The organism is Niveispirillum sp. (assembly GCF_052437035.1).
Taxonomy (GTDB): Bacteria; Pseudomonadota; Alphaproteobacteria; order Azospirillales; family Azospirillaceae; genus Niveispirillum.
Window position 1 is genome coordinate 65,659 of record NZ_JBQVOH010000006.1, and the last position, 21,991, is coordinate 87,649.

General features: G+C 62.1%; 14 protein-coding genes. 4 read left to right on the forward strand and 10 right to left on the reverse strand.

Annotated features, from left to right (window positions below):
* Window positions 1-89: 89 nt before the first annotated feature.
* Entirely contained in the window at window positions 90-1,208 is a 1,119-nt protein-coding gene (locus tag ACT6Q8_RS15885) for a hypothetical protein (protein ID WP_054169751.1), read from the reverse strand.
* Window positions 1,209-1,489: 281 nt separating this feature from the next.
* Window positions 1,490-2,842 (reverse strand): MFS transporter, encoded by a 1,353-nt coding sequence (locus ACT6Q8_RS15890; protein WP_082372586.1) that lies wholly within the window; start codon window positions 2,840-2,842, stop codon window positions 1,490-1,492.
* A gap of 314 nt (window positions 2,843-3,156) precedes the next feature.
* Between ACT6Q8_RS15890 and ACT6Q8_RS15895 the strand changes: the two genes are divergently transcribed.
* From ACT6Q8_RS15895 to ACT6Q8_RS15905, 3 genes are all read left to right on the forward strand, one after another.
* Window positions 3,157-4,371 carry a sugar MFS transporter gene (locus ACT6Q8_RS15895; RefSeq protein ID WP_054169753.1) on the forward strand — a complete coding sequence of 405 codons (1,215 nt, stop codon included), beginning with the start codon at window positions 3,157-3,159 and terminating at the stop codon, window positions 4,369-4,371.
* 125 nt (window positions 4,372-4,496) lie between these two features.
* Window positions 4,497-5,576, forward strand: a complete 1,080-nt coding sequence (locus tag ACT6Q8_RS15900; RefSeq protein ID WP_054169754.1) for a LacI family DNA-binding transcriptional regulator — start codon at window positions 4,497-4,499, stop codon at window positions 5,574-5,576.
* A gap of 45 nt (window positions 5,577-5,621) precedes the next feature.
* Window positions 5,622-6,593: a glucokinase gene (locus ACT6Q8_RS15905; RefSeq protein WP_054169755.1), complete on the forward strand. Its 972-nt coding sequence runs from the start codon at window positions 5,622-5,624 to the stop codon at window positions 6,591-6,593.
* 320 nt (window positions 6,594-6,913) lie between these two features.
* Here ACT6Q8_RS15905 and ACT6Q8_RS15910 read toward each other — a convergent pair whose 3' ends face one another.
* The 7 genes from ACT6Q8_RS15910 to ACT6Q8_RS15940 all read right to left on the reverse strand — a co-directional run bounded on the left by ACT6Q8_RS15910 (window position 6,914) and on the right by ACT6Q8_RS15940 (window position 19,534).
* Window positions 6,914-8,125, reverse strand: a complete 1,212-nt coding sequence (locus ACT6Q8_RS15910) for a DUF3667 domain-containing protein (RefSeq protein WP_444732953.1) — start codon at window positions 8,123-8,125, stop codon at window positions 6,914-6,916.
* A gap of 93 nt (window positions 8,126-8,218) precedes the next feature.
* Entirely contained in the window at window positions 8,219-9,304 is a 1,086-nt protein-coding gene (locus ACT6Q8_RS15915; RefSeq protein ID WP_054169757.1) for an efflux RND transporter periplasmic adaptor subunit, read from the reverse strand.
* Window positions 9,305-9,500: 196 nt separating this feature from the next.
* Entirely contained in the window at window positions 9,501-12,608 is a 3,108-nt protein-coding gene (locus ACT6Q8_RS15920; protein ID WP_054169902.1) for an efflux RND transporter permease subunit, read from the reverse strand.
* A 557-nt stretch (window positions 12,609-13,165) separates the two neighbouring features.
* Window positions 13,166-13,834 (reverse strand): hypothetical protein, encoded by a 669-nt coding sequence (locus ACT6Q8_RS15925; protein ID WP_444732954.1) that lies wholly within the window; start codon window positions 13,832-13,834, stop codon window positions 13,166-13,168.
* Between the two features lie 663 nt (window positions 13,835-14,497).
* Window positions 14,498-16,333: a hypothetical protein gene (locus tag ACT6Q8_RS15930; protein ID WP_444732955.1), complete on the reverse strand. Its 1,836-nt coding sequence runs from the start codon at window positions 16,331-16,333 to the stop codon at window positions 14,498-14,500.
* A 193-nt stretch (window positions 16,334-16,526) separates the two neighbouring features.
* Window positions 16,527-18,467 carry a glycoside hydrolase family 3 N-terminal domain-containing protein gene (locus ACT6Q8_RS15935; RefSeq protein ID WP_444732956.1) on the reverse strand — a complete coding sequence of 647 codons (1,941 nt, stop codon included), beginning with the start codon at window positions 18,465-18,467 and terminating at the stop codon, window positions 16,527-16,529.
* Between the two features lie 71 nt (window positions 18,468-18,538).
* Complete coding sequence (locus ACT6Q8_RS15940) at window positions 18,539-19,534, reverse strand: poly(ethylene terephthalate) hydrolase family protein (RefSeq protein ID WP_444732957.1); 996 nt, start codon at window positions 19,532-19,534, stop codon at window positions 18,539-18,541.
* A 217-nt stretch (window positions 19,535-19,751) separates the two neighbouring features.
* Here ACT6Q8_RS15940 and ACT6Q8_RS15945 point away from each other — a divergent pair, with 217 nt between their 5' ends.
* Window positions 19,752-20,414 carry a TetR/AcrR family transcriptional regulator gene (locus ACT6Q8_RS15945; protein ID WP_054170292.1) on the forward strand — a complete coding sequence of 221 codons (663 nt, stop codon included), beginning with the start codon at window positions 19,752-19,754 and terminating at the stop codon, window positions 20,412-20,414.
* Between the two features lie 114 nt (window positions 20,415-20,528).
* Here ACT6Q8_RS15945 and ACT6Q8_RS15950 read toward each other — a convergent pair whose 3' ends face one another.
* The gene (locus ACT6Q8_RS15950; RefSeq protein WP_444732958.1) at window positions 20,529-21,935 is read right to left on the reverse strand and encodes a hypothetical protein; all 1,407 of its coding nucleotides are present in this window, start codon (window positions 21,933-21,935) and stop codon (window positions 20,529-20,531) included.
* Between the last annotated feature and the right edge of the window lie 56 nt (window positions 21,936-21,991).

Sequence of the window (21,991 nt, forward strand, 5' to 3'; positions counted from 1 at the left end):
TTTACCGGCTGAATACGTATGTTGTGCGCTGCGAAGCGTACTGAAATACGTATGCGGGCGGGCATGCACCATGCCACCCGCCCCGCACCTTACTTCGTCATATCCAGAACATAGACCTGCCCGATCTCCACCACCTGCTTGGCGGCGGCGATCTGAAAGCCCAGGACGCCCTTGCCGGCATCAAGGGTCATGTTGGACCGCATCTTCACCTGATGCAGTTTCCAATCCGCCCCCACGGACAGCATATTGTCGCCGAACCCGGCATAGGGGGCGGCATTCTCCTGCATCCGCAACCCGATGCGCCCCTTGCCGTCCGGGGTTTCCGCCGAAATGGTGCGGGCCCAGAAGGCCACGGTGATATCCCGCTCGGGTGCGATGGCGGCGACCAGCGGCACCGACACGCCGATATTATACGGCTTCTCGTCCGCCGATGGGCTGCTCACCCGCAAGGCATAACCGCCGCCGGCATCCGGTGTCTCCACCTTGGCATTGCTCTGGTTGGCGCCATAGACGGGCCAGTCGATGCTGGCCGCATCGTTCAGCAGCTTGCCCGGAAGACCCTGCGGCACCGGCATGCGGATGGATGTAGCCCCACCGCCGGTGGGCGCCGCCGCCGTGGCTTTCATACCCATATCCAAGACGAAGATTTGTCCAATCTCCACCACTTGTTTGGCGGCAGCCACCTGAAAGCCCAGAACGGCCTTGCCGGGATCGACGCTGATGCTGGCCTGGGCCTTAACCTCATACATTTTCCATTCCGGACCGATGGCCAGCATCGTGTCTCCAAACCCGCTATAGGGCGCTTCATTCAGCTGCAGCCGCAGGCCCAGCTTGCCATTACCGTCCGGCGTGTCGGCTGACACCGTCCGTGCCCAGAAGGCCACCGTGATGGCTTGGCCCGGCGTGAAGCCCGCCGTCAGGGGCACATTGATACCGATATTATGGGCCGCATCCGACGCGGATGGCGACGTCACCTGCATCGCGGCCCCACCGCCAATGCCCGGCGTCTTCACGCGCTTGTTCTTCTGCCCCTGGCCATAGACGGTCCAGTCCAGCACCGTCGGATCATTCATCAGCTTGCCCGGCAGTTGCGCCTGCAAGGCCGCCAGGGCCGCCGCATCCGCCATGGCCCGCGTGGGCACAGCAATCCCACTACCCGCCAGCAGGGCAAATGCCACCACCGGCAGGACCCAACGCTTCCCGCACATGTTTCCTCCCTTATCCCGTTCCCCGGGTTCTTGGACAGGAGCAGTAAAGCGTTCCTTTGGACCTGGATCAATCAAAAATGTGAGCGCTATCATCTACAGCGGGATGCGAACTCATGCCAACCGGCTCTTCCCATAAATAGCGCACCCTTGGATACTTTAATCCTATGAGAATTTACTTATATAATTTCCACCAAAAATCAGGAACCGCAGGCCGATCCTGACCACGGATTTGTCATACATGTCCACCTGTTGGCCGACTATGCTGACAACGCTGGCAATTCTTACCGCCGCCCCAACCGCTCCACGATGCCGGCATGGCGGCGCAGGTCCAGGCGGTAATTGCGCATGATGAACATGGCGGCCAGGATACCGGCCAGCGGGATAACCCCCATCACCACGCGCAGACCCGTTTCAGACGCCTCCCCCTGCCCCTTGGTCACGTCAAACCCGTGGAAAACCGCGGCCATCAGCAGGCCGGACAGGCCCAGGGCGGCCTTTTGCAGAAAGGCGGCCAGTCCGAAAATCTTGCCCTCATCGCGGCGCCGGAACCGCCATTCGCTCCAATCCACGGTATCGGGCAGCATGGCCCAGATGCACACGGCATAGGCGGTATGGCCCGCACAGGCGACGGCCAGCGGGATGAACCCGCCCCAATAGCTCCATTCCGGCATGACTGCGAATCCGAGAGAGCCAATGGCGAACAAAGTGCCCCCCACCATGAAGCCCGTCAGCTTCTCCGTCCGCCGGATCAACCAGACCCAGAGCGGGACGCACAGCACATTGATGGCCCCGAACAGCGCCATGGCCTGGTCGGCGCGGCTCATGTCGCCAATGCCATATTTGAAGAAATACAGGTAGTTACGGGCCTGCAACGGCACCATGATCTGGGAAATCAGGATACAGAGGTAAAGCTGCACCGTCGGCCCGCCGCGCCGGACCAGCGCCAGAAAGCCCTTCAGATCGTCCCAAAAACCCTCATCCCGCGCCATGCGCGACGCCGCCACTGGCTGTTCCCGCACGATCAGGAAACACAGGACAAAGGCCACCGCCGACACCGCCCCGATGATGGATGCCGCCACCGCATAGCCCTGGGCACCGTCCAGATCGGCGAACTGCTTGGCCAGAACCGGCATCATCCAGGAGACCACCGCCCCGCCCAGAAACGCGAACTGCATGCGCCATCCGGTCAGCGATGTGCGCTCGTCGGCGTTACTGGTCATGCGGGCCGACAGGCTGGAATAGGGGATGGCCACCACCGTATAGGTGGTGCGCAACAGCATATGCGTGGCCAGCCCGTACATCACCGCCGCCGGGCCTGTGAAGCCGGGGGCCGTGAAGGCCAGGGCCAGACTGGCCGCCAGCGGCACCGCGCCGAACAGCAGATAGGGCCGGTGGCTGCCCCATCGCCCACGCGTGCGGTCGGCGATCAGTCCCATGATCGGGTCAGTGATCCCGTCCCACAGGGCCGCCACAAAGAAGGTGACGCCCGCCCAGACGGGCGAAATCCCCATGATCTCTGTCTGGAAAAAGGTCAGGAACAGGCCCATCCCCTGCCAATGCAGGTTCAGACCGAAATCCCCCAGCCCATAGCCGAATTTCCGGCCCAGGCTCAACGTGCCAGCCTTACTCTCCAACGGCTTGTCCTCCCAGGGACGCCCCGGTAGCGGTGGTTTCCACCTGTCCCCAGGGCTTCTTGTTAGTCATCACTGAACATGCTTGGCATCGTTCTGCCAAGACCGTTTACGAAATTACCCGATCTTCCCCCTTTTCTTGTTGCATCATTACGGATTTCGGCAGAAAACAAACCGTTCATGCAAAACGGTGTCGACAGCGTTGTCAATTTCTGCGACATGTCGGGACAAAATCAAAACGATGGGAGGTCGCCTTGGCGCAGTCCGGTCCTATTGCCGCATCCGGGGGGGACAGCACGTTCCCGGTGGCCCGTTCGATGCTGCCTTTCACCTTCATGCTGTTCTTCGTCGTGGGTTTCGTGACCGTTCTGGTCGATCCGCTGGTGGCGAAGTTCAAGGCGGCCTTCAGCCTGGGCTATGCCGAGGCGATGCTGACGCAGTTCTGCTATTTCCTGGCCTATTTCCTGATCTCCCTGCCGGCCAGCCGCGTGCTTGACCGTCTGGGCTATCTGCGCGGCGCCATTGTCGGCTTTGTCACGGTCGGCCTGGGCATCCTGTTGTTCGTGCCCGCCATTGAGATTGCCCAATATTGGGTGTTCTTGTTGGCCCTGTTCATCATCGCCACCGGCGTGACGATGATCCAGGTGGTGATGAACCCGCTGACCTCGGGCCTGGGCTCGCCGGAAACGGCGCCGCAGCGTCTGACCCTGGCGCAGGCCTTCAATTCGGTCGCCACCTTCATCGGCCCGCTGCTGGCCGGCGCCATCATCTTTGATGCCGTGACAGAGGTTGTGCCCGCCGGTGAGGGGTCGGCCACCACCATGCTGCGCGTTCTGGAAACGCCCTGCATCGTGCTGGCCGGCATGATGTTCGCAGTGGCCGCCTTGTTCTGGGCGCTGCGCGGCAAGGAAAAGGTGGTGCGTCGGGAGACGGCCCACTGGCACATGCCGTCCTTGAAGGAAAATCCGCGTCTGGCCTTCGGCGCGCTCTGCATTTTCGTCTATGTGGGCGCGGAAGTGGCCATCGGCTCGCTGATGATCAATTACTTAGGCCTGGAAAGCACCCTGGGCCTGACCGAGGAACAGGCAACCAAATATCTCGCCTTCTATTGGGGCGGGGCCATGGTCGGCCGTTTCATCGGCTCTGCCGCCATGTCAAAGATCGCGCCGTCCCGCGTGCTGGCTTTCTGCGGTATCATGACCGCCCTCCTGGCCGCCATCTCGGGCTTCACCACGGGCCCGGTCTCGGCCTACAGCGCCATCGCCATCGGCCTGTTCAACTCCATCATGTTCCCCACCATCTTCTCGCTTTCGGTGAAGGACATGGACGACCAGACGCCCGCCGCGTCCGGCCTGCTCTGCCTGTCCATCGTCGGTGGGGCCATCATCCCGGTGCTGACGGGCCTGTTCGCCGATGCCACCAACCTGCATCTGTCCATGATCGTGCCGGTTGCCTGCTATCTGGTGATCGTGGCCTTTGGCCTGAAATGCACCAACGGGACGCTGGAAAACGGCTACGGTCGCATCCGCTGACCGGGTCCGGGCGGTACGCTGGTGGCGGGGTCTTCCAACCCCGCCACCTTTGCGGCTTTTGATAGTGGACCCGGCAACCGAATAAGCAGACAATTGCACCGGTCAAACCGGGGGAATCTTCAAAGATGGCGCAGCCGCATCGCAAGCCAACGATCAATGACGTGGCGGCCCTGGCCGAAGTGTCGATCAAGACCGTCAGCCGCGTCATGAACAAGGAACCGAACGTCCGCGACGTGGTACGTCAGCGGGTGCAGGCCGCCATCACGCAGCTGGGTTATCAGCCCTCCCTGTCGGCGCGTAGCCTTGCCGGCGAACGCTCCTTCCTGATCGGCCATTTCTATGGCGATACCGGCGGCCAATATACGCACGATATTCAGCTGGGCATGCTGAACCGCTGTCGTGCCGCGGGTTACCATCTTCTGATCGAGGAAATTGCCTATAACGCCCCGGATGTGGAGGAACGCGCCGCCGCCCTGGTCAATCAGGTGCGCATGGCCGGCGTGGTGCTGACCCCGCCCGTGACCGACAATCCCATCGTGCTGGGCGTGCTGCAACGGGCCGGCGTGCCCTATGTCCGCATCGCGCCTGACCGCGATATCGACACCTCGCCCATCGTCCGCATCGACGAATGGAAGGCGACGCGCGACCTGACCGAACATCTGATCAATCTGGGCCATCGACGGATCGGCTTCATCAAGGGCAAGGCGCAGCATGCCGCCACGCGCCTGCGCTATGCCGGCTTCTGCGAGGCGCTGGCCGATCACGGCCTGGCCCCCATGCCCGACCTGATCGAGGTGGGTGAATTCAACTATGCCTCCGCCCTGCCCGCCGCCACGCGCCTGTTGGAACGGGCCGACCGGCCCACGGCCATCCTGGCATCCAACGATGAAATGGCCGCCGCCACCCTGGCGGTGGCGCATGGCATGGGCATCACCGTGCCCGAACAGCTTTCGGTGGTCGGGTTCGATGACATGCCCATCGCCACCATGGTCTGGCCACAGCTTGTGACCATCCGCCAGCCCGTGATCCAGATGGCAGAGGCCGCCGCCGACATTCTTCTGGAACTGATCAAGCGTAAGGATGCGGGCGTATGGGAGAACCCCATGCCCCACCGGCAGCTTGACCATTCTCTGATCATCCGCGGGTCCACCGGCCCGGCCCCCGGTCAGCCCGGTGCAGCCTTGCGCCCCGTGCGCAGTGCCTGACCCATCGTCAAACCACACCTATCTCCGCCTGCCTGGAACGACACCATGACCGACGGTACCGCCCCTTTCCTGATCGCCGATATCGGCGGCACCAACGCCCGCTTCGCCCTGGTCGGGCCGGCCGGCGCCCCCTATAATGAACAGGTGCTGCGCTGCGCCGATTATCCCACCTTGCAGGATGCAGCCTTCACCTATCTGAAGATGCAGGATCTGGTGGGCAAGGTGCAGGTTGCCACCTTTGCCGTCGCCTCCCCCGTGACGGGCGACCTGATCCGCATGACCAATCTGGCCTGGGAATTCTCCATCAAGGCCGTGGCCCATGATCTGGGTCTGGCTCGCCTGGACCTGATCAACGACTTCACCGCCGTGGCACTGGGCATCCCGGAACTGAAGCCGGAAGATTACGTGCAGGTGGGTGAGGGCGATCCCATCGGCGGCGCGCCCATCGCGGTTCTGGGGCCGGGATCGGGCTTGGGCGTTTCCGCCCTGGTGCCTGACAGCGCTGGTCATTTCACGGCGCTCGCGACAGAGGGCGGGCATGTCACCATGGCCCCCATCACCGACCGCGAAAGTGCCGTCCTGGGACAGTTGCGCAAGCAGTTCGAACATGTCTCCGCCGAACGCCTCGTCTGCGGCCCCGGCCTCGTGAACCTTTATGAGACGCTCTGCTTCCTGGACGGGGTGGAGCCTGAAAAGCTGACCGCCGCCGAAATCTCCGACCGGGCCGTGGGCAAGCGTGACGCGATTTGCGTGGAAGCGCTGGACATGTTCTGCGCCATGCTGGGGTCCGTGGCCGGCAACCTCGCCTTGTCACTGGGCTCTAGAGGCGGCGTCTTCATCGCCGGCGGCATCATCCCCCGCTTCATGGCATGGTTCCAGCACAGCCGCTTCCGCAAGCGCTTCGTGGAAAAGGGCCGCATGCGCGCCTTCCTCGGCCCCATCCCCACCTATGTCGTGACCCACCCCTACCCGGCCTTCTTGGGCCTCGCCGCCCATGTGCGGCGCGTGGGGCGGTAACACCAACGGTCATAACGAATGACCGTTGGTGCGGCGGCGACCGCCGCCGCACGGCCCATGCCGCGTGAAGCCAAGCCAACGGATGTTGGCGCCGGCGCTTGAGGCGCTGAACATAACTGTGTGACGGGGGTGTGTGACGTCACACCCTCGACCGTTGATCCCTCACCCTCCCAAACGCTACCGCGTTCGGGCCCCTCCCTCTCCCGCCAAGCGGGCGAGGGACTAAGTTTCGCCCCTCGCCCACGAAGGTGGGAGAGGGAGGGGCCCATTGACGCCAGTCAATGGGAGGGTGAGGGCTATACCCTACCCAGGGCAGTGCCCTACCCCGCCACCCCCATCGACACGATGAACACCACAAAGGTAATGCTGGTCATCAGCGTGATGAACAGCAGCGCCACCGTGCGCCACAGTGCCCCGAAATTGGACAGGCGATAGGTGCCGCGCAGCTGAAAGAACATGTGCACCGGTGGCGCCAGCAGGATCAGTGACGCAATCGTCCCTTCCCATGTCGGCAAAAACTTGATCACCAGCGAGATGACGATGAACAGCAGCGACATAAAGGACAGGGAATAGAGCGAGAAGATGGCATGGTCATACATGGCCACACCACGCTTCCAGAAGAACAGCAGCCATAGGAACGGCAGCGAGATGGGGATCAGAAGCCAGGAGAACTTATAGGCCGTGTTCTGCATCTTATAGAGCAGCAGTTCCGGATTCTTCAGCTTCTTCTTGATCTTGGTTTCAAGCTCCGGGTTACCGATATTGATGTTCAGGTCTTCATCGAAATTACGGACCAGCATGTCCGACAGGTTCTCGGTGGTGACGGGGCCATTGGTGACGACCTTGGGCAGGTCAGGCACACCCGGCTTCTCCCCCGGCTTGGGCGGGGTGGGGGGCACGATGGCGACACCGGCGGCGGCCAGGGCCGCATCGATGGCCTCCACCGATTTCGTCGCCGTTTCCAGGCGCCGCTGCGCCCGGTCGCGCTGCTTGGTCTCGGCCTTCACATCCTCTCCGGCGCCAAGCGCCTGGGCCAGCTCCGCCTCCGCCTCCGCCAGATCGGCGCGCGCCTCTTCCAGACCCTGGCGGGCATGAGTCAGGGCCTCGCGCTGTTCCTCTGCCGGTATGGCCACCGGCACATTCGTGCTGATGCCCAGCAGGGAGAAACTCATGAACATCACGAAGACCGAGAACAGGAACATGGCCATGGGCGTGACATAGCGCGCCCGGTGGCCATGGATGTAATCATAGGTCAGTTTGCCGGGCTTGAACGCCAGCAGCGGCAGGGTGCGCCAGGCCTTGCTGTCGAAATGCAGGATGCCGTGGAAGAATTCCTCCACGATATGCAGCATGGACCGGTGTAGATGACCCGCCTGACCACAGGCGTGACAGAAATTGCCAGTCAGTCTGGTGCCGCAATTGGCACAAGCACCATGCGCCCCGTGCCCGTGCTTGCCGCTTTCGCCCTCAATGGCCGCCGCCGCCATGCCCGCCGTGGCCATGGCGCCCACAGATTCGATCCCGTCGCTCATGCAATCCCCCGTCCCCACGCAAGGCGCAGGGTGCCAGGGAAACCCTATGAAGATCAAGGACAAGCGTGGGGCAACGCCCGTCTACATGACCGATCAGCTCACCTTAGGGTCCAGCTCAACCTCCTGCCCCTCGCGCAGCCTTTCCGCCCCACGCACCACGGTGCGGTCGCCATCGCGGACATCGCCCGTCACCTGTACCCAGTCGCCGATGCTGGTCCCGGTCTTCACGGCCACCCGCTCGGCCTTGTTCTGGGCATTGATGCGGAACAGCCAAGTGCCGTCCCCGCGCAGGACCAGGGCGTCGCGATGCACCGCCACCACCTGTTCGGCGGTGGCCGAGGGCAGGCCGACCTTGACCGCCGACCCGACGATCCAGTTCGCCTCCCCGCGCGGCAGGGCCACCCGCACCTCGAAGGTCCGCGACTGCGCCTCGCCGATGCCGATGATGCGCGTCACCTTGCCCTGGGCCGGCTGGCCTTCGACATCCAGGGAAACGCTGATCCCTTCGCTCAGGTGGCGGGCGATGGACACCGGCGCCTGCGCCCGCACCTCCACCTGATCAACCGCCACCAGCCGCGCCACCTTCACGCCGGGGGCGGAATATTCACCGACCTCCAGCATGCGCGCCGCCACTTGGCCCCCGAACGGCGCCTTCACGACGGTGCGTTCGATCTCCAGGGCGGTGCGGTCGCGGCTGGCCTGGGCGCGGACCAGATCCTGGACCAGGACGTCGCGGCGGCTATTGGCCTCCTCCAGCTTGACGATGGTCGCCGTACCGCGCTCGGCCAACTGCCGCTGCCGCTCCAACTCGCGTTCCTGGAACGTCAACTGGCTTTGCAGGCTTTTGATCTGCGCCTCATACTGGCGCAGTTCCAGGCGCAGCAGCCGGTCATCGACCCGCGCCAATGCCTCGCCCGCCGCCAGCTTCGTGCCGGCTTCGGCCACCCAGGTCACCCGCCCCGACACTTCCGCTGCCACATCCGCATCCTGGCGCGACATCACGCTGCCCGGCACCTGCAGCACCGGCGCCATCTGCCGCAGGCTGGCCGCCTCCACCTTCACCTTGGCGGCGGGTGCCGGCGCCTGCTGCGCGCTTGCCGGCAGCACAAAAGCACCCAGCAACAGGGCGGCGGCGATCTGATGCGCTATGCGGCGGGTCATGGCGATGTCCTCGAACATGGTTTACAGCATCCTTGTAATCAAAACCCCGTTACCTGCGGGTTTCGAACTGTAACGGGGATGTAAAGCCGTCCTTCCCTCACCCTCCCGTCAAGCGGGAAAGGGGCCAAACTTCACCCCTCGCCCACGAACGTGGGAGAGGGAGGGGCCCAAGCCTGCAAAGGCTTGGGAGGGTGAGGGATCCACGCCTCCCATGTCACTCCGCCGCCAGCCGCGTCACCTTCTGCCCATAATCCGGCGCCGGCGCCGCTTCCGCCTTGTCCTTTTCGCCCAGCCGCAGCAAGGCCGGCAGCAGCAGAAGCGTAAACACCGTCGACACCGCCAACCCACCCGTCAGCACGGCGGCGATGCCGCGATAGATGACACTGCCCTCCCCCGGCACCACGATCATCGGGGCCATGCCGGCCACGGTCGTCAGGGTGCCCATGAAGATCGGCTGAATGCGCGACCGCAGGGCCTGATGCACGGCCTCCGCCCTGCCCTTGCCTTCGGCCTCGCACATACGCGTCTCATCGACCAGCAGGATGGCATTATTGACCACGATGCCCAGCAGGATGATGAAGCCGATCATGGTCAACAGGTCCAGCGGCTGGAACGTGAACAGGTTGGTGACATCCAGCAGCGCCAGCCCGCCCACGGTCGCCAGCGGGATGGAGATCATCACCATGGCGCTGTCCTTGGCCGACTTGAACAGCAGCGCCATCAACAAGAACAGCAGGCCCAGCGCGATGATGAAGTTCTTGCCCATGGCCGCAACGGTGGCGTCCAGCCGGTCCGCCGACCCGCCATAGCGCAAGGTGCCATCCGCCGGCAGGAAGGCGCGAAGCTGCGGTTCGATATCCCGCTTCAGCATGACCATCACATCCTCCAGGGCGATATTCTCGCCGGGCTGAAGGTTCAGCGTGATGGTGCGGCGGCCATCAACGCGGGTGATGCCCGACGGTCCGACTTCACGGGAAACATTGACCAGTTGGCCCAGCGGCACCACCGTTCCCGACGGTGTCGCCACCGGCACCTGCTCCAGTTCCTCCGGCCCCGTCCATTCGGGCGAGCGCAGGATGATGTCCAGCCGGTTCTGCCCGTCAAAATGCTCACCCAGCCACAACCCGTCGCCCAGCGCCCGGACCACCTGTCCCACCTGCACGCGGGTCCAGCCCACTTCGGAGATGCGGCGGTCATTGGGCATGACGGTCAGTTGCGGCTGCGCCATTTCCGGGTTGGGGTTGGACCAGGACTGCACATCCGGCAGCTTTTCGCGCAGCAGCGCCAGACCCTTGGACGCCGCTTCCGACAGGGCCGCCGGATCGCTGGATTGCAGCAGGATAGAGACATTACCCTCCGCCCCCAACCCACCGAACAGGTTGCCACGGTTGGGGAAGCCCTGCACATCGGGGAAGCCGGCCAGAATCTCGTTCTTGACGATCCCCATCATCTCATCCAACCGCTCCGGGTCTTCCAGGCGCACCGCGATGGACCCGCCGCCCGGCCAGCCGATGAAGTAGAAATTCTTGGCCTTGGGCTGCTTCTCGCCCGTGTAATAGGGCATGAACCGGTCGACCACGACCTTGGCCACCTCCTCCTTCGCCAGATCGACCGAGGTGCCGACGGGGAAGTTCAGGAAGGCGTCGACACTGTCACGCTTCACGGGCGGCAGGTACGACATGGACGGGAACAACAGGTACGACCCGCCCAGCGACAGGGTGACCAGCCCGGCGATCACCGCAGCCCGCTTTTTATTGTTGCTGGTCAGGTCCATGATCTTCAAGGACAGCCACTCGACCCAGCGCGCCTCGCCGCCCATGCGCGGCGTCACCTTCATCAGCTTGGCCGCCGCGACCGGCAGCACCGTGGCGCAGACGATCAGGCTGATCGTGACACCGACCGCGATGGTCAGCGCCAGATCGGCAAAGATCTGCCCCTCCACCTCGCGCATGAACACGATGGGCACAAAGGTGATCACGGTGGTGGCGGCCGACGCGAACAGGGCGGAAATGACACGCCGCGTGCCCTCATGGCTGGCCTCGTCATTGCCCATGCCCCGGTCGCGCATCCGCACGATATTTTCCAGCACCACGATGGCACTGTCGATCACCATGCCAACCGCAAAGGCCAGACCGGCCAGCGAAATGACATTGATCGACCGCCCCGTGATGGAAAGCACCGCGAACAAGGACAACAGCGAGATGGGAATGGTCATGGCGACCAGCAGCGTCAGCTGCGTGCGCCGCAGGAACAGCCACAGCACGGCCACGGCCAGCAGGATGCCCGACAAAAGATTACCAGTCAGCAGGCCGATGGCGCTCTCGATATAGACGGACGGGTCGAAGCTCTGATTATTGGTCAGGCCCTTGGCCTTCATCTCCCCGTCGCGCAGCTCCGCCATGAGGTCCTTGACCTCGGTCAGGGTGGCCAGGACATTGGCGCCTTCCCGGCGGATAACGCGCAACCCGATGGCTTCATTGCCGTTCTGGAAGGCATATTGCCACTGCCGGCCCAGCTGCACCTTGACCTCGGCCACATCGCCCAGCTTCACCGGGCGGCCATCGCGCCATTCCAGGACCAGATCGCTGAACTGTTCGGGCTTGAACCGGCCCTTGTAGCGGACGGTATAGATGCGCCGTCCATCATCGACGAAACCGCCCGTCACATCCTGCGCCCGGCCGACCAGGCCCGACACGGTGGGGATGGTGATGCCATACTGCGCCATCTTGAACGGGTCGAAGATGATCTGCACTTCCTGCTGCGGCGCCTCGGCCTGTCCGCCGAAATCCACGCGCGCCACGCCCTGGATCGCCTCGATCCGGGGGATCACATCCTCGATGAGGTAATGGTAATGGTCGGTCAGGGCGCCGGGCGTGCCCGGCATCTTCTGCACGAAGTAATAGATCAAGGTCTCATTGGCATTGTCGCCCCCGCCCATGATCAGGCGCGGCGGATCGGCATCGGCGGGGCGCGAGGGGATGCGGTTCAACCGGCTGATGACATCCAGCATGGTCTGCTGCATGTCGGTCTTGGCATCAAACTCCAGGCTGACAAACGCCCCACCGGGATTGGCAAAGCCCTGCATCTCGGTCACACCGGGCAGGCCCTTCATCACATCCTCGATAGGCTCCAGGATCTCGCTCTCGATCTCCTGCGGGGACGCGGCGCGCCACGACGCCTCAATGCCCAGCGTGGGCTGCTTGACCTCGGGGAAAAGCTGCACCGGCAAGGTCAGGATCGACCAGACCCCCAGCCCCAGCACAAGCAGCACCGAAACCGCCAGCGCCGCCGGATTGCGCAGACCCAGCTTGATGACATCCATAACCAACCCCTGTCCGTTCGGGACTTGTGCAAAGGGGCGGTTACAGCCGTCCGAAACCGACCCGCCCATGGGACCACCATAGGCGGGACCGTGTAACCTGTCCGTTGGGCTTGGTTAATGGATGGTAGGGATTTGTAACGGGGTGTTACAGGGGGGCTTTGGGGCCGTTTGCGGACTGGCGGGTATTCGAGCTCGGATAATGGATTCCGGACATTCCCGCCCGCCCTAAGGCCGTCACCTTCTCTATACCCTCTATATCTCCGTCGTCTCCGGCAAACTCGGAGCGGTTCACGGTTCACTTTTCGGCAGCCCAGGTCGCCAGGACCGAGAACAGGAGGTAGTCTCCATTGATGAATCCTTAGAGCCAACTGGGCGCGGGGTCTATCAACTTCGAAAACTCAGTGAGCGGAAAAAAGCACCGCGAACCCTGACTTATCCGGGGCCTCCAGTGCGGGGAGCGAAGTGGCGGAGTTGGCCCCCGGTTTGGGCGGGGGCTGCTGCTATGTGAAGCCCGGCGCATATGGCTACTTTTGTGTCCTGAATCCAATTGAGGTCATTTACTTGTTGGAAATGACCCGAAAATTGCGGAAATGCCCTACTGTTCCCGACTCAATCCAGATCCCTACACCTCCCCTTTGGTCGGCCGGCAATTTCATGTCATTTACAACGAATGCAGGACGATTTGAATGATTGAGATACAGTTTGGCAGATACACCATTCACTACAAGTCGGAGATGAATCCAGCGGCCTATCTCGATATCTGCATAGGTTTCGTACTTTTCCGGAAATTGCGCTCGTAATGTGTCGAACCGGAAATCAGGATAAGCTGCATATTGGATCGTATGATTTCGTCGGATCTGGTCGGACGACGTGCTGTTGAGAGGGCGCAGGTATATGTTTTCGAACCGACCCTGTGCATCAATCCTGAAGGCAAGTCCGATAAAACCCCTAGCATATTCAGGAGCATCTGGTGCTAGATCACTTGCTAACTCAACTTCAATTGTTCCGTCCCCGAAGTCCAGCGGCAGCCAAGCCATGAAATTTCGATCGGTAAGTTTCTCACGTAAGGGATCTTGGTATGAGGATGACGGCATAGTGATTTCAACAGCTGCGTCACCGTTGTAATTGGAATTTCTGATGCTGACACCAGAGATCTCAAATTGATCGATCGTATACTGCGCCATAGCCGAATATGATGTCACAAGAACAGCGAACAATGCCAACATGAATGTTTTCATTGTAGAGGCCTTTCATTCTAAGATAAAAACTGCCAACTAACATAGCCCTTCAGAGATGCTATACGATTCTGGGAGATCAAGGAACTGGGTGACGAGGTTAGTTAAACACGAGGGTGTGTTGAGATTCAGGGTGTAATTCTTCTAACCCATTGAAACTCATAGATTATCCATCAGCGAAGGCCGTGGTACAGGGACGAAGCGTCCGACCTATCAACAGTGTCGAACAACGCAGCTTCGAGGTTTGAGCCTGTAACCACTGGGCCCCGGCCTTCGCCGGAGAAGCAGATTTTCTCAAGCTCCAGTGAATCTCAACAGTCCCTAGTGAAGGTCTTTATCTGTTCCGTACGACCCACGCCAGCCAGACACTCTGAGCGCCGGATTGAGACGCTGCCGTGCTAGACGACCCGGGGGGATTGCACCAATTGGCAAGGCACCGCTTTTTGCTCGGCGGGGACTTGGTCTAGAACGATACCGCCCACCCGGCACTACCTGCCTACTAAGGCTTTCGCCAGCGTCGGATCCCCGTAGGTCGCCGCTGCTGTAACCTTCGCTTTGGAATCCGCCGAAGACAGGCACAGGCTAGTTTGACGCGGTTCACGCCGCTTTTGCCGCCGCGACCAACTGAGAGCGTTCTTAGCTAAGCCACCGTCCTCAAGGCAGTTTGTCGGGGAAGTTAGCGATGCGATGATTTGCTGTGAAACCGAAGACGTCCGAATGTGGCAGTCGGGAGTGGCCTGAATCCACGCCAGCATCCACGGCCGGGCCGAGGTCGTTGATGATGTGCTTGTACCCACCCTTCGTGAAACCGCCGCCTGGGATTGGGTAAAGGATCGACGCGGCCGTCAAGCCGTGGAAGCGAATTGTCGGCGATACTGGCGTCTCGATCGCGCTCCATACGAAGCATTCACAACCGTTCGAGAAACGCGTGTAGGTACTGAACCCGTCCAGGCGGAACGACTTCACATGATCTGCAATCTTGAGACTGGGATACCCTGGCTTGTCCCCGTTCATCCACACCGCTTGGCTCGGGGGTTCGTAAGGCGGTTCGTTCTGGAGGAAGACTACGCGCCCACCGTCCCCGTTCCAAGTGATCTGTGTCTTCTTGAAATGCTCGACCCACAGCCCGGTCCAGCTGACATTATTCCCATTCACGACGACCCCGAACGAATTGGCCGCGTCGGCCCATTCGATCTTCCCGTCACGCCAAGTCCTGATCCATGCGCCATCCACCAAGACGTGATCCTGATCGATAATTTCTGTGGTGACAGCATTGCCGGCGATGTGTACGTCGGATAGCGTCGTCGGATTTGAGGCGTCTCCACTGCGGACGCCAGGCGTGCCAATCCTCACCAGCACGTCGGAGGTTTTGTGGCCGGTGCCGATGCCGAATCCTGAAAGTACGACGCCGGGCACGTCAGCGACAATCAACGCCTCAGTTCCGTTTACGGCGTTCAGCTGCGCAAAGCCCAGGCCTAGGATAACCGCGTCTGCCCGCGCAACGCGAAGTGGAGCCGTCAGTTGATAGTCGCCCGGCGTCAAGATGATGTCTTTGCCCGATGCGAGTGCTTCGTTGAGCTTCTCTACCGGGTCCCTCGGCTGTGCGATCAGGAAGCGGTCGATCGGCATCGAGGTGCCGACATCCTTCTTCACGGACCAGTTCACACCTGCGCTGTCGCGCCGCGCCTTTGGGACAAAAACCTTGTATTGGCCCTCCTCAACGTAAAGGAATGGGGCTTCGCGAGAGAGCGGCGTCGTCGGGAGCGTAACCTTGTCGCCTGCATTGGAACGGTCCGGGCCGCCCGGCCCAAAGTTGTCGGCGGGAGCCCCCATGACGCCAGAGAACACCATCTGGGACGCGAAGCCCTTCCATCCGCCAATGGCGCTATCGCGGACATAGTACATCGCATTAGCCTTGCCGCCTGGACCGGAAGTTGTGTTCCGAGAGTCCCCCACGTCCACTATGCCGGTGATCCGCGAGTTCGCGATCACGCTGCCGAACGCATAGGTAGGCGGATTGCCGACCACGTCGAGGCTGCCAAGGAGATTCACGCGGCGCCAGTGCGCTGTCTGCGACGTCTGCCAGCGCATTGTGTTGGGGGGCAGGCCCCTCTGGATCGGATTGATGGTGAGATTGGACAGGCTACGTGCGAAAGTCACCAAGGCCGCGAAGCCGGCAACATCGATGTGAAGCGCGCCGTTGATGCGGACACCCTCGGGCGATTTGCCCAGCCCCGCCATCGCCGTGTTCGCATTAAGGTGCGCAGCGATGATATTTCGCGCGGTATCGGGATTGGCGGCTCCTTCAGCGCTGCCGTAGGTTCCCGGCATAAAGAATATCTGCCGCCTTGGGTCGTTCGGTAGCGGGGCGATTGCGGCGTTGATTTGTTCAACGGTCATCATGGGGGTGACGACAACAACGTTCGGGCCGAAATCCGGCGCGTCGGGCACGATGACGGATTGCGCGTGACTAGCGGTGTTCGTCAGCATCAAACAGGCTACTCCGGTTGTCCAAAGTGATCGCCCCCAGCGGCCTCCACGGCGACCTGATCGGACCGCTGCGGCTGGTTTCCGGCAATTGTCGGTCATACAAGCTCTCCTGAATGGTGGGATTCAGCTCAATCTGGTTGCGCCGGGGCGCCCAGATTCCTCGGGATGTCGATGGGAGCAGTTGGCGGGGCTTTCAGTAGGTCAGTCCGGCTCCGCGCCCGTAAAGAGGTGCCTCGCTATCGTCGGGGCGAGCTGGGTCCTGCCCCTCCACAGCTGCCATACTGCCGGGCAGTTCGAAGGGTAGCCTACCCCGCGGTTCGGCCTTCCCAACCACCAGATCGAGCAGGGCCGCATCGCTGGCGCCGAACAGGGCAATGATGCCGCGTGCCTTGTCCTGAATATTGGATAGGATCGCAGGACGATCCATATCGACGGCGAAGAGCGTCGGCGCGTGCCTTGAAGCCTGCTTAAGCGCTTCATAGGCCGCATCTCCGTCACGGTAATCCAGTCGCCCTTCATGCTGGCGCGATCCAAAGAAGTGGTGCGGATTCAAAGTCTCGAATGGCGTTCCCGCCCTTACGATAGCCAGATCGGCGTCCTGCGGAGCAGTTACCACGGTCAGCCCTACGGCCCGCGCCGCCGCCTCGTTGACCCCGTAAAGCCAAACGCGAGTACCAGGAGCATTCAACGGCAGCAGTCCCGCGTCGTTGCGGAGCAGTACCGCCGCCGCCCGTTGCGCAGCATCAGCTTCGGCCTGTGTGGCTTCGGCACCGACCATAGTAGCGGCGTGGGCAGGATCGACATACGGATGATCGAAGAGTCCAAGTTGGAATTTGAGGACCATGATCCGCCGAACCGATGCGTCTAGCCGACTTTCGGACACCCGGCCGGTGCGAACTGCCGCAAGCAGCGGCGCCGGATCGTCCACACCACCGAACTGGTCGATGCCCGCCGCAACAGCCTTGGCGAAGCGCTCTTCACGGCTGAGCGCTTCGACCCCCCAAGGCATGGCGATAGCCATCGGCGACTGCGGGGACTCCGCAGTTGGGTTTCGGCACACCTCAAGGCAATCGTTGGTGATCGCCCAATCAGACACAATCAGGCCGCGATAACGCTGCGTATCGCGGAGCAGGCCCTGGATGAGGTTCCGGTTGTACCCGGCTCCCACCGGCTCGGAATGTGCTTCACCGAATTTGACGCCCTCAATAATGGGATAACCAGGCATGATTCCGGCTGAACGCGCCGCGAAGGCACCGCGGAATGCCGCGATATGCTGCGTGAAACTTTGACGGTCGAGCTTCGCAACCCGTCCATAGTAGTTGTGCGCATCGAACCCTTCAGGCTGGGCGCCGTAGCCCACCCAATGCTTGACCACGGTGGCCACGCCTTTGGAGGTGACACCTTTGCGGCTCCCCTGAAATCCTTCGACGTAGGCACCTGCGAGACGTGACACCGACCGGGGATCGGATCCGAAAGTGCCGGTAGCGCGTGACCAACGCGGCTCGGTCGCAAGATCGGCCTGAGGCGACAGCGCCATATGGATGCCGACCGCACGATATTCAACCGCGACCAACCCACCGAAGCGGCGGACCAGTTCGGCATCACCAATCGCCCCGAAGCCAAGGGGCTCGGGCCATTGCGAAAACCCTTTTGCTGCCACACTCGCGCCAGCCATTGCCTGGAAGTGGTTGCGCGGATCGGTGCTGATCGTAACGGGGATGCCCAAGCGTCCTTCCGCCGCGATGCGCTGAATGGCGTTGTTCTCCTCCGCCATCCGCGCCGGCGTCAGTTCCACGCGGGTCAGGAAGCTCGTAATGTTGCCCTGACGGATCAACTGGGCTGCGAGCCCATGGTCATAGCCCTCGCGCGAGATGCCCGCGAACCCGCTCCGGCCGGGTAGCGTGCCATGCATCATCGCACCGACCTTTTCCTCCAGCGTCATGCGCTGCACAAGATCGTCGGCGCGTTGATCTGGCGTAAGCCGACGGTCCTCATAGGGATCAAGTTGCAAGTTGCGGTTGAGGTCACGAAAATCGGGTGTCACGCCGGACGTGGGAGAGTGCTTCGCCTGCGCGACACTTCCCCCGCTCAAGGTCACGGACATAGCGGTTAGCAACAAAAATAGCCGGAACATTCGACCTATCCATTCTGATGGCTCGCAACGGCATTGCGCCGGGCCGTTGGCGACAGGGGTGGTCTCGCGGATCACAGACCCTTAACTTCGATCTTCCACTCGGCGTCGGTGCAGAGCTTGCATTTCGTTCCGACGAACCATGCCGCGCCTTCCCTGCGCCCCTTCAAGCGCCAGTCGAGCCAGGCAAGCGCAACCTGGGCGGCCTTGCCACCGTTCGGTTGGAAGAAGGTACCGGTGTGGCCAACCGCAAGGTTCGCCACTGCGGCTGGTACACCGCCGATGCGGACGAAATCGTCCATGCCGTTGGCATAGGCGATGTCGGTCGGGCCGCCGAGGATGTAGATAACCGGGGAGCCGAGCTTAGCCAGTTCCGACTTGGTAAGCTCCATCCCGCGCATCCTGGCCTGCCCGTCAGGGAACAGCCCGCTATTGTGGATCACTGCGGTCTTCACGCGTGGATCCCGCGTGGCGATGGTCAACGCCTGAACGCCGCCGCAACTCCACCCGGAGACCGCCACGGCGTTGGTGTCGAGCTTGCCGAAATAGGCACTGCCCTGGCGCGCATTCTCGGCAATCGCCCAGTTGATCGCCTGCGTAAGTTGCTCGGCGCTGCTCTCCGGCGGTGGTGGCACGAACCCGGCGGCCTGCTCCGGCGGCGGCGTTCGAGGACGCGGTATCGGGGTTGTGCCGGGGCCGCTCTTTATCCCGCCATTCGCGATCACAAGATAGCCGTGCGAAGCTATCTCAGCCAGATGGAGACGCTGGCCGGCGCCGTCGCCAGCGCACCCGCCATTGCCCCAGACCACGATCGGCAGTCGTACCTTGCCGAGACTGGCGACGTCCGCCGGCCGATAGACCGTATGCTCTGGCAGCGATCGGTCTTCTTCTTTCAGCGCCGGATAGGGTCCAGACCCAGGCGTGTCCGGCATCGCCTGATAGGCGGCCTCCTCACGCTGCATTTGAGCGAGGATTTCGGGCGGAATATTCGGGCGGGAGCCGGGGATCGGACTCGACGACGATCCCTGTTGCGCCAACACCGCCGTCGCCGTCGACAGGGCGAGTACCATGCACATCATCTTCCTAAGAGGCATATTTCTCTCCTGCCGCTGATGACATCGGGGATTCTGATACGCGACCATGTGTCCAACCGTTCATGGCCCGATCACCAGTCGCCACATACAATCATTCTTGAATGTATGTGAATTTCCTTGATCTGTAGTGGAGTCAATGCGAAGAAGCCGGGTTCTTGACGATGTTGAGCAGAAGTAAGTTCAGGGTGGCGATATGCGCGGTGTACGGGTCCGTCGGACCCAAGAAGAGCGATCGACGCAAACACGCCTAGCGCTGATCGAGGCGACCATCGCGACGATCAGCGCCACAGGTTATGGCGGTGCCACCACGGCGCTGATCGCCGAGCGTGCCGGCGTGACGCGCGGTCCGCTGCTCCACCATTTCGGCACCCGCGCCGCGCTGATGGCCGAGGTTGTACGCCATGTGTTTGAGCGTGAAATGCACGAATATGAGCAGGCGCGCAGAGATACCGGCCTGGGTCTGAATCTGCACGACTGGCCCAAATTGTTGTGGGCGGTGCTCGGCAAACCCTCCGGCCTAGCGGTCCTGGAGATATTGCAGGCGACGAGCAGCGATGCTGAACTGGCGGCGGTCGTGGTGCCAATGCAGGTAGAGGTCGAACGCAACGCGCTGGCAGCGATGCAGCGCGCTTTTGGCGGCAACGAGGAGTCCGCCCTGGCGGTCATGCGGTTGATGGTCTGGGCTGTCCGTGGGCTTTCAATCGCCGAGAAATTCCTTCCGAACCGCCGTGCAAGCGACGGTGCGATTGACTGCCTGTCAGCACTGCTGCGCCACGCCGCACCTGGTGGCAATTTGGTTGAACTGGCGGATACGCTCGACCGGTTTTCCATTAATCCGACTCCTGTCATCGACTGACCATCGACTGGCACCAAATTTCGATGAGTTCGGCTGATCGGGATTTGGGTCACGGCAGAGACTGTCGCCGGCCCAAAAGCTGACGACAGTCTTCTTTGGCCCCAACATCCGCAATCAACGCTGGATGTCTGAAATCATCTTCAGGTTCGCCTCGACGATCTTGTCCTCGGCGCACCCAGGCTTGAGCCGCGAGGAAAGCACCTGAAAAGTTCGCCGCTCCGATGCCGCATCCGAGTAGATATAGCCGGATGCGGCAAGGCCGTTGGCCAAGGTCACTATCATCAGCTTCGACACCGGTGCCTGTCGCTTGAGCCGCATTCCGATCTCATTGTAGACTTCGGCATTCACGCTTCCGAAATGCACGTCGCCGATCCGCAACATGCCCAGCTTGATCTCGATTGGGTCAGCATCGGCATATTCCGGGGTCTCATTGATCCCGCCCGGCATGATGGGGTGGCCTTTCGGGACGCGCCCAGGGCAGGTGATGCGCGTCTGTACGCTGTGGATATCAGCGGATTCCATGAGCTGGAACTCCGGGCTGCTCAGCAATCGCGCTGCCGACTGTCCGATCACCCACGACATCGCATCGACCCCGGCGCTGACCTCGGCATAGGCGGCGTTGTAGCGCTGAGGGTCTCGGGTTCCGGGCTGAGGCGGCGCGCCGCTCCCAGGACCGCTTTCCCAGGGCGGCGGCGCCCCGACACGCTCGTCGATCGGCGGGGCGTTGAGGGCCGCCATTATCAGTTGATTGGGCAGGCCCAGAAGCCGGGGGTTCTGGTCACCCGCCGCACCTTCGGCAAAGATCGCCACGGTGTCCGCGCCGTAGCGACCCTCAAGGAAGCGCGAAGCGCCGCCCGCAAAATCGGCACTGATGACGCCGCTCATGAAAAAGTTCACCGGGTGCATTGCGTAGTTGAGGTAGAGCGCGATGGGACGTCCATCGGACGCAATGAAGCCAACAACCGACATTTCCTTGTCCGATGGCCCTTCCGGGTTGTTGGCTTGCACCCAACGTTGTTTATGGTCGTAGAAGTCGCGGTTCGAGTTGAGGTCGACGTCAACCTTGCCAAACCCAATCCGGACAGGCTGCTGGCTGGCAGCCGCCTGAGTTACAGCTGCGATAATTCCTGTCGCGACGCGCTTGGGGTCACCGTCTGGCCCCATCGCGCTGCCGCTGTGCGTGTGGGTGGCGGACACAATGATGCTGCTTTCTGGACATCCGGTGATCTTGCGAACCTCCGGCAGGGCCAGGTCCATGACCGCATTGGTAGTGCCACCTTGATCGACCCCCACCAGCACCGCGCAGGTCATGCCGCTGCGCACCAGGATAGCTCGTGCGCCGAGCGGATCGCGGATCATCATCCCGGGCGGCAGTTCGGCCTTGGGCGGGGTAATGTCGGACTTCCCCACGCCGACCGTCAACCCAGGCTTCTCGTCCGGCGTCGCGGACGCGGCGTACCCCGTCGGCCATAGGACCGCCGCGCTGGCAAGCGTGGCCGCAACGATGAAACGCTGACTCATCTCTTCGTTCCTCTCAAGTCCGATGTATCGTGGCGGCGCAACGACGGCGCCGCCTC